Source organism: Acinetobacter sp. ACZLY 512 (genome assembly GCF_023614015.1).
Lineage (GTDB): Bacteria > Pseudomonadota > Gammaproteobacteria > Pseudomonadales > Moraxellaceae > Acinetobacter > Acinetobacter soli.
Map to the genome: position 1 here is coordinate 36,538 of NZ_JAKIVI010000019.1, position 8,332 is coordinate 44,869.

Genomic DNA, 8,332 nt, shown 5'->3' on the forward strand with positions numbered 1-8,332 from the left:
AATACTATGCATCACAACAGTCATCATCAATTTATCACACATGACGAAACTACCCTGTTTTATCAGCGCTGGGCGGCAGCACATCAACCTGCGAAAAAAGCCATCGTATTATTTCATCGGGGTCATGAGCACTCTGAACGTATGGCACACTTGGTTGAAGAGCTGAATCTTCCAGATTTTGATTTTTTTGCATGGGATGCCCGAGGACATGGTCAATCACCCGGCGAACGTGGAGACGCACCAAGTTTTTCGGCTTGTGTCAAAGATATTCAATACTTTATGCGACATATCGAAGCTGAGTATCAGATCAAAACATCCGATATCGCCATTGTGGCACAGAGTGTAGGCGCTGTTTTAACTGCCACATGGGTGCATGATTATGCCCCGCCACTTCGGGCACTGTGTCTTGCCTCACCTGCTTTTGATATTAAGCTCTATGTTCCGTTTGCAAAACCAGGCTTGTCACTACTCAGCAAGATAAAAGGTAACTTTTTTATTACCAGTTATGTGAAAGCCAACATGCTAACGCATGACCGCGAACGTGCAACGGACTACGCTCAAGATCCACAGATCGCCAAAGCAATTTCAGTGCGCATGTTACTTGGGTTGTATACAGCTGCTCAACGTATCGTTGCCGATGCTCAACACATTTTTGTGCCTACTCAAGTGTTATGTTCGGGCGCAGATTTTGTCGTACATCGCAAACCACAACAGCTTTTCTATCAGCGGCTGGCACATCCCAATAAAGAATTCCATATACTTGAAGGCTTTTATCACGATACTTTGGGAGAGCAGCACCGCAATATTGCAGTACAGAAAATCCGCCGCTATATTCTCCAATGCTTCGCACACGCTTATACCGCGCCAGATATATTAGATGCCGATAAAGTCGGGCCAAGCTGTGCGACCGCTGAACAGTTAAGTACGCCTTTTCCTCGTAATTCACTGAAACACTGGTTTTGGTCGATCACAAAGCAAAATTTAAAAATAGGCAGCCGATTTTCTAAAGGGCTTCAATTGGGTGAAGATACAGGATATGACTCAGGAAGTACCCTTGATTTTGTGTACCGCAACCAGCCAGAAAGCACCTCTATATTGGGTAAGCTGATTGATCGACAATATTTAAATGCCATAGGCTGGCGAGGAATTCGTATACGCAAGCAACATATCGAGCAGTTACTTATTCAATATGCAGAAAAACTAAATCAATCAGGAAAACCACTTAGGCTATTAGATATCGCCGCAGGTCATGGCCGATATATTCTCGATGGTATACAAAATCTCTCTGTGCGCCCAGCCCATGTGCTTTTAAGAGATTACAGCCCACTGAACGTAAATGCAGGTAATACACTAATTCGCTCTCGTGGTTTGGACGATATTGCAGTATTTAAACAAGGTGATGCCTTTGATGAAGCCTCACTGGCGAGTATTGAGCCTAAAATCACTTTGGCGGTGGTCTCTGGATTGTACGAGCTGTTTAGTGATAATGATCTACTCAGACAGTCACTTCGTGGTCTTTCTCAAGCCATTGAAAAAGAAGGCTACCTTATTTACACCGGTCAGATCTGGCATCCTCAACAAGAATTTATAGCTCGTGCACTCACCTCACACCGTCAGGGAGATGCTTGGGTGATGCGTTTACGTTCTCAAGCCGAAATTGATGCGTTGGTAGAAGAAGCCGGATTTAAAAAAATTGATCAATGTATTGATGAATTTGGAATATTTAGTGTATCGGTTGCCCAAAAAATCAAATAGAGATCAGAGAAAGACGCATATGCAGCAAGATTTTGAACTACAGGCTGGCACATGGAAATGGGGACTTCTCTGTTTAGTTTTTTTAGCACCCTTTTTTTTCTTAAGTTATGGCTTTGCCAATCAATATGCCGACAATCTCCCTTACGTTGGAAGTATTGTATTTGACTGGGAGCATAAAATTCCGCTGTGGCCTTGGACGATTGTTCCATATTGGTCGATTGATCTATTTTATGGTTTATCGTTGCTATTGTGCTGGAATCGCTTAGAACTTAAACAACATGCGCTAAGATTATTCACCGCACAGCTAATTGCTGTAAGTTGCTTCTTACTTTTCCCGCTTAAATTTAGCTTTGATCGGCCCGCACTTGATGGTTTTTTTGGTGTTTGGTTTGATGTGCTGATGGGGTTTGACAAGCCATTTAATCAGGCGCCCTCTTTGCATATTGTGCTTCTGGTTATTTTGTGGGATTTCTACCGTCGGCATGTAGTTGCTCCATATAAATGGATCGTAGATCTGTGGTCCTTTTTGATTGGTCTTTCAGTGCTGACGACATGGCAACATCATTTTATCGATATTCCAACAGGTGTGTTGGCGGGCGCCTTATGTATTTGGCTGTTCCCTTTTCATGTCAAAGCACCTTATCAAGCGGATGCACTTCAGTACCGTACATCACGGCACATTCGTCTGGCCAGTTATTATCTTTTTGGCGCTTTAGGGCTTAGCTTTATTGCATTTTATTATGCCAGCTGGACACTCTGGTTGCTCTATCCTGCCGTCAGTTTAACCATTGTCGGATTGGCATATCTGTTGGTCAGACCGCATTTTTTTCAGAAACAAGCCAACGGTCGCTTAACGCATGCAGCGACTTTATTGTTGGGGCCTTATTTGGTCATGGCTTGGCTAAATAGTCGACTTTGGACAAAAAAACATCCAGAAGATTCCAAAATTTTGACTTATCAATCTGGAAATCTTTATCTGGGTAGAATACCAACGTCATCTGTGGCAAAGAACTACACTGCATTATTTGATTGCTGCGCGGAATTGCCTGTTCACACACAAAAACATTATCAAGCATATTTCAGTCTAGATCTTATTCCGCTTCAACCCAAACAGTTAAAATATGCAGTGCGTATTTTTGATGATCTCGTTCAAAAATCTAAAGCAGCAGAAAGACCTTATGAATTACTTGTTTTCTGTGCACTCGGTTATTCACGCAGTACCGCTATTTTGTGTGCCTGGCTGATTGATCAAAACTTTGCACGTGATCCAGAAGATGCACTACGTATCGTTCAAACGGAGCGACCATGGGTACGTTTGAACATTGAGCAAATGCAATGTCTACATGACTATGCTCAAAAGTTGGAGTTTTAATGATGCATATGCAGTTTATTGTACTGGCAAAAGTATTACAAAGCACCCATTCATTGTTAATGGCAGGCTATGTGGCTTTTGTGTTATGCATTTTATGTTTCTTTTATGCGCTCTGGCCAACAATCTGGATATGGGGTTATTTTGCTGTAATTTTTATTCTGATATTTAGTCATCTTTATGTCTCTATCCGTGTCAAACTCGATGCAGAACTCTTGCTTTACTTGGCTGAGCATGACCCCAAAATGCTAAATGAACGAACTCATGATCTGGATTTGGCTTTAATCGCGTTAAAGTTAATGCCAAACAGTAAAGCAGGTCGAACTTGGACAGAGCGTTTAAATGGATGCAAGCGATTATTTAAACTACAAATTGTTCTTCTTGTGCTGCAATACGCTATGTTAATGATGAGTTTGATTCAAATGCTATCTGGCTATTCATAGAGATAAAAATGACAATACCTGCTCAATCTGATCCTACTACCCGCACAAACTCAACAATCAGTCGACTTTTTGCGCGTTTAATTTCGCTCATTATTCGTCGCAGTGCACGGTTATTGACGGGTGCGCGAAGTGTCTGGTTAGGCTGTGCACCAGAAATGAAACAACGAATTTACTATGCCAATCACACCAGCCATATCGATTTTATTTTGCTCTGGTCATCACTACCCAAAGCGATTCGAAGACAAACCCGACCCATTGCAGCATCAGATTACTGGTTAAAAGATGGTTTCAGACGCTTTTTAATTCAAGATACATTCTCTGGTGTGACTATTAAACGCCAACGAGAACATCATGAAGATCCCTTACAGCCCGTCAAAGATGTGTTACAAGAAGGCTATTCGATCATCTTTTTTCCTGAAGGCACACGTAATTTAAACGATGATATTGAACTACTCGAATTTAAAAGTGGTTTATATCATTTAAGTCAGGCATTTCCCGAGGTGGAAGTTGTACCCGTATGGATTTCAAACCTGAAACGAGTCATGCCAAAAGGTGCATTTATTCCTTTACCGTTACTCTCTAGCGTCATTTTTGGATGTCCGTTGCAAGTATCTTCTGCATTAGACAAAGACCATTTTTTAAGTCTTGCTCAAGATGAACTGCTTAAACTTAAACAGGCGGAATATCAATGATGGCACATAATTTATATCAAACCTATCTGCTTTTTGCTATTTTTGCAGGCGTTTTGCTTATTGCATCGAGTATCGGTTTTGTTTTAAAGCAACGCGCTGGCACTCAAGCCTCCCCTGTGATTGATAATTTAAATGCACGTATTAATGCATGGTGGATCATGCTGATTGTACTTGCAACCGCTATTTTACTTGGAAAAATTGCATTTATTGTGCTGTTTGGGCTTATTTCGTTATTTGCTTTACGTGAATTTATTAGTCTACTGCCAACCCGACGTGGTGATTATTTCCCTCTACTCATTTCATTTTATTTTATGATTCCATATCAGTATTACTTGGTTTATACCGATTGGTATGGGTTATATTCTATTTTTATACCACTTTACGCCTTTTTACTTATTCCAATTGCAAGTTTAAAACAAGAAGATACTAAACATTTTTTAGAGCGAAGTGCAAAAATTCAATGGGGTCTGATGATCTGTGTCTTTTGTGTTTCTTATGTGCCCGCACTTCTCAATTTGAATTTAATTCACTTTCATGGAGATAAAATCTGGCTGGCAATGTGGTTAATTATGGTGGTGCAAGCTTCAGATGTACTGCAATACGTTTGCGGCAAACTCTTTGGCAAACATAAAGTTGCGCCTATTTTATCTCCGTCTAAAACGATTGAAGGTTTAATTGGTGGGGTTATACTGGCGAGCGCATTAGGTGTGGCCATGAAATGGTTAACGCCTTTTAATCTTTGGCAGGCAGCAGCAATTGGTTTAGTGGTATGTATTTTTGGCTTTTTTGGCGGACTGGTGATGTCTGCAATCAAACGCGATCGCGGTGTTAAAGACTGGGGACAACTGATTCAAGGTCATGGCGGGATGCTGGATCGTATCGACTCCGTTTGTTTTTCAGCGCCGATTTTCTTTCATATTTTGAGATACTGGTGGACTTAAAGCATCAATAGCAAACAAAATATTAATTAAAAAAGTGCTGGCATGTTTTACAGCGCATGCCGTGCTTGTATATAAATAGTGGAACATTGATCACAAAAAACGCAATGAAAGCTGCTTTTTTGCCTTGAGTAAATGGCTCAATTTGCGTACTGTTGCATTTTGGGCATCGTACCGAAGTCAGATTCAGCTCATTATCTAGATCTTGACTAAAATCTTGAGAAATTAAATAAAGTGCCGTGTCTACCTGCTCATCAGGCACTAAAACACGTACCCCGCCTAAAGCATTTGAATACAGCCAATACATATTAATAGTATGTTCATTTTCAATATATGCTGGAATACCAACCGATTCCAGTCGAGCCTTTGCAATGTGAGCCTCATAGGGAAATGAATACTGCGCAATAACCATCCACTTCATTTTTGATGTCCTACATTATTTACTTGAGTGCAATTTCTTTCATAATTTAGCGTGCGTTAAAATACTTATTTTGCTTATAAGCATCATTTTACTGTTGCGAGCAACATGTTGTTATGAAAAGTTATCATATATTGACCTCAAATGTGCTTATCACTACTATCCAGAACAATAGTATTTCTGATAGATCGTCACCTTGGCTTTATTTACGCAGTTATCTTATAAACATAAATTTCTTATTAATCCGATTCATTCTTTAAAAACCTTAAGTGTGATGACAATCAGTCTGATTTTTACAGGATGTACGACACTAGGACCACACAGTGGAACCGTAGTCGAACGCTCAAATAAACTTGCTCATGGACTACAGCGTGCCTATTCAGTTTCCCCGAATGCAGCGAACCGTATTTCACCTATGATTATTCAAAGTGCAGATCGCTATAATGTACCACCACTATTAATTGCAGCCACGATTCGTCAAGAGTCGAATTATAATTCCTACGCTCGTTCTTCAGGTGGAGCCGTCGGTCTGGCACAAATTATTCCAAGTTACTGGCAACAGAGCTGTCCGGGCGACTTGTTGGACGAATATACCAATATTCAATGTAGTGCTTATATTTTAGAACGCTATAACAGCATGGCTGGAAGTTGGTTTAAAGCCAGCGCCTACTATAATGTAGGACCAACGGGATATAAATCGAGCTTTTGGACAAGACACAAAGCTAAGAAATATGCGCGATCTGTGAAACGTTTTGAAAAAACTTTAAAAAAGGAACTTTAGTATAACCTATTGAGCGATACCCAAATCAGAAGAAGCCCTACATAGGCTTCTTCCTTCTTGATATTACTCGTCAAACATGCCTTCAAAAAGTGCAGAAGACAAATAACGCTCACCCGCATCAGGTAAAATCACGACTATTGTTTTTCCAGCATTTTCTGGTCTTTCAGCAATTTTTGCTGCTGCAGCCAATGCTGCACCACATGATATCCCCACCAAAATCCCTTCTTGAGTTGCACACTTGCGTGCCCACTCAATCGCTTCTGCACTCTCGACCGTGATCACTTCATCGACTATGTCTAAATCTAGATTTTTTGGAATGAAGTTTGCTCCAATTCCCTGAATTTTATGAGGGGCTGGAGTGATGGCTTCACCACGTTTGGTTTGAGAGATAATTGGAGATTCTGCCGGCTCAACTGCAACCGAATAGATCGGTTTGTTTTGTATTTTTTCAAAATAATGCGAAATACCTGAGATCGTACCACCAGTTCCTACACCAGCTATCAGAATATCCACTTGACCTTGCGTGGCTTCCCAAATCTCAGGACCAGTCGTTTCTTCATGAATTTTCGGATTTGCAGGGTTTTCAAATTGCTGAGGTAAAAAATAGAGCTCAGGTTGCTCTGTTGCCAATCTGACAGCTTCATCGACAGCACCTTTCATACCTTTCGCTGGTTCTGTCAAAACTAGATTCGCACCAAAGGCTTTCAGCACTTTACGACGCTCAAGACTCATACTTGCAGGCATTGTGAGTGTAATTGGATAACCTTTTGCAGCAGCAACAAATGCCAATGCGATACCAGTATTGCCGCTTGTTGGCTCCACAATGTGCATGCCCGGCTTAAGCACGCCACGCTTTTCAGCATCGGCAATCAGTGCAGCACCGATACGACATTTCACTGAAAATGCAGGATTACGGCTTTCTACCTTTGCCAACACGGTTGCACCCGTTTGAATAATACGGTTAATTCGTACTAAAGGCGTATTACCAATGGCATCAGCATTATTCGCATAAACTGCAACACCACGATTTTCAGGCGTTTTGAAGTGTGGATCGGTAGACATAACTATCCTTATTAGCGTTGGAATGATTCTCATGCATTATTCAGAATCAAAATAAGCCTGTCAAATCTCATCATAAAATCTGATTCATTTACCAAAGCTCACCTTCTCTCCAGTCTGTACATAGAAGCTGATGTTGTGACTTGAGATATGCCTCAATCTCATTATTCAATGGATAAAGTAAAATCTCGACGTCTTCAGTTTGATACAACGACTGCCCATTTTGAACATATAGATTACCTTTCCATGGTAACCAACCTAGTTTTTTATAAAACTCATTGTCTTCAGGCTGTAAAGCTGCAAGAGGATACTGGTTCAGAGTTAAATAATGGATTAAATATTTAAGTAACTGCGATGCATAACCTTTACCCCGCATACTCAAATCGGTAGTGACATACTCAACATATGCCGTTTCAATATTCTGAAGCGTATTTACAGTGAAGTTTCTTTTTGTCCATAAAGCATGTGACACAATCACATTATCTACTGATCCAATAACATGCACAGCATTTTGCATAAATGCATATTGGCTCCAAGGATCTTCATCAAAAGCCTCAAAACATAATTTTGCGATTTGCTCTCTTTGGTTATGCGTTAAATCGCTCGCGCTTATTACCTTAAACTGCACACAAAATCCCTCCGTTTTCATTCATCATAACGTAAAGTGACCGATGGGCTGGGCAGATTTTGTATTTTCTAATTTGACATGCGCTTTTTATTTCTCTTCTTAATCTTCTATTCTTTTTTCTTTCCCTTTCATTTAGGTATAAAAAAGCCCCCTTAACGTATGTTAAGGGGGCTTAGTATTTAAAAGCTGGCGATGACTTACTCTCACATGGCTAACGCCACACTACCATCAGCGCGAAGAGGTTTCACT

Annotated in this window: 9 protein-coding genes; 6 read left to right on the forward strand and 3 right to left on the reverse strand. The window is 40.6% G+C overall.

What is annotated here, in order from left to right:
- The first annotated feature begins 6 nt into the window (after window positions 1-6).
- Genes L2096_RS15500 through L2096_RS15520 form a run of 5 tightly spaced genes read left to right on the forward strand, consistent with a single transcriptional unit; the run spans window position 7 to window position 5,200 of the window.
- A complete protein-coding gene (locus tag L2096_RS15500) occupies window positions 7-1,755 on the forward strand; it encodes a bifunctional alpha/beta hydrolase/class I SAM-dependent methyltransferase (RefSeq protein ID WP_250365794.1) in 1,749 nt (582 codons plus the stop codon).
- Window positions 1,756-1,774: 19 nt separating this feature from the next.
- A complete protein-coding gene (locus L2096_RS15505) occupies window positions 1,775-3,127 on the forward strand; it encodes a phosphatase PAP2/dual specificity phosphatase family protein (protein WP_104125302.1) in 1,353 nt (450 codons plus the stop codon).
- A complete protein-coding gene (locus L2096_RS15510; RefSeq protein ID WP_228154107.1) occupies window positions 3,127-3,567 on the forward strand; it encodes a hypothetical protein in 441 nt (146 codons plus the stop codon). The genes L2096_RS15505 and L2096_RS15510 overlap by 1 nt, the downstream gene beginning before the upstream one ends.
- 8 nt (window positions 3,568-3,575) lie before the next feature.
- Window positions 3,576-4,259 carry a lysophospholipid acyltransferase family protein gene (locus L2096_RS15515; RefSeq protein WP_004947643.1) on the forward strand — a complete coding sequence of 228 codons (684 nt, stop codon included), beginning with the start codon at window positions 3,576-3,578 and terminating at the stop codon, window positions 4,257-4,259.
- Window positions 4,256-5,200, forward strand: a complete 945-nt coding sequence (locus tag L2096_RS15520; protein ID WP_004947646.1) for a phosphatidate cytidylyltransferase — start codon at window positions 4,256-4,258, stop codon at window positions 5,198-5,200. The genes L2096_RS15515 and L2096_RS15520 overlap by 4 nt, the downstream gene beginning before the upstream one ends.
- A gap of 22 nt (window positions 5,201-5,222) precedes the next feature.
- Here the strand turns inward: L2096_RS15520 and L2096_RS15525 are convergent, their stop codons facing one another.
- On the reverse strand, window positions 5,223-5,618 hold the full coding sequence (locus L2096_RS15525; RefSeq protein WP_250365795.1) for a putative signal transducing protein: 396 nt from the start codon (window positions 5,616-5,618) through the stop codon (window positions 5,223-5,225).
- 271 nt (window positions 5,619-5,889) lie between these two features.
- Here L2096_RS15525 and L2096_RS15530 point away from each other — a divergent pair, with 271 nt between their 5' ends.
- The gene (locus tag L2096_RS15530) at window positions 5,890-6,396 is read left to right on the forward strand and encodes a lytic transglycosylase domain-containing protein (protein ID WP_250365799.1); all 507 of its coding nucleotides are present in this window, start codon (window positions 5,890-5,892) and stop codon (window positions 6,394-6,396) included.
- A 63-nt stretch (window positions 6,397-6,459) separates the two neighbouring features.
- Here L2096_RS15530 and cysK read toward each other — a convergent pair whose 3' ends face one another.
- Window positions 6,460-7,458, reverse strand: a complete 999-nt coding sequence (gene cysK, locus L2096_RS15535) for a cysteine synthase A (protein ID WP_208477460.1) — start codon at window positions 7,456-7,458, stop codon at window positions 6,460-6,462.
- Between the two features lie 88 nt (window positions 7,459-7,546).
- Window positions 7,547-8,083: a GNAT family N-acetyltransferase gene (locus L2096_RS15540; protein ID WP_208477461.1), complete on the reverse strand. Its 537-nt coding sequence runs from the start codon at window positions 8,081-8,083 to the stop codon at window positions 7,547-7,549.
- Window positions 8,084-8,332 lie beyond the last annotated feature (249 nt).

What these genes read in the sequence shown, in the direction of transcription:
- L2096_RS15525 (WP_250365795.1), bottom strand. Translation starts at nt 5,618, where the DNA reads ATGAAGTGGATGGTTATTGCGCAGTATTCATTTCCCTATGAGGCTCAC.
- L2096_RS15515 (WP_004947643.1), top strand. Translation starts at nt 3,576, where the DNA reads ATGACAATACCTGCTCAATCTGATCCTACTACCCGCACAAACTCAACA.
- L2096_RS15500 (WP_250365794.1), top strand. Translation starts at nt 7, where the DNA reads ATGCATCACAACAGTCATCATCAATTTATCACACATGACGAAACTACC.
- L2096_RS15530 (WP_250365799.1), top strand. Translation starts at nt 5,890, where the DNA reads ATGACAATCAGTCTGATTTTTACAGGATGTACGACACTAGGACCACAC.
- L2096_RS15510 (WP_228154107.1), top strand. Translation starts at nt 3,127, where the DNA reads ATGATGCATATGCAGTTTATTGTACTGGCAAAAGTATTACAAAGCACC.
- L2096_RS15505 (WP_104125302.1), top strand. Translation starts at nt 1,775, where the DNA reads ATGCAGCAAGATTTTGAACTACAGGCTGGCACATGGAAATGGGGACTT.
- L2096_RS15520 (WP_004947646.1), top strand. Translation starts at nt 4,256, where the DNA reads ATGATGGCACATAATTTATATCAAACCTATCTGCTTTTTGCTATTTTT.
- cysK (WP_208477460.1), bottom strand. Translation starts at nt 7,458, where the DNA reads ATGTCTACCGATCCACACTTCAAAACGCCTGAAAATCGTGGTGTTGCA.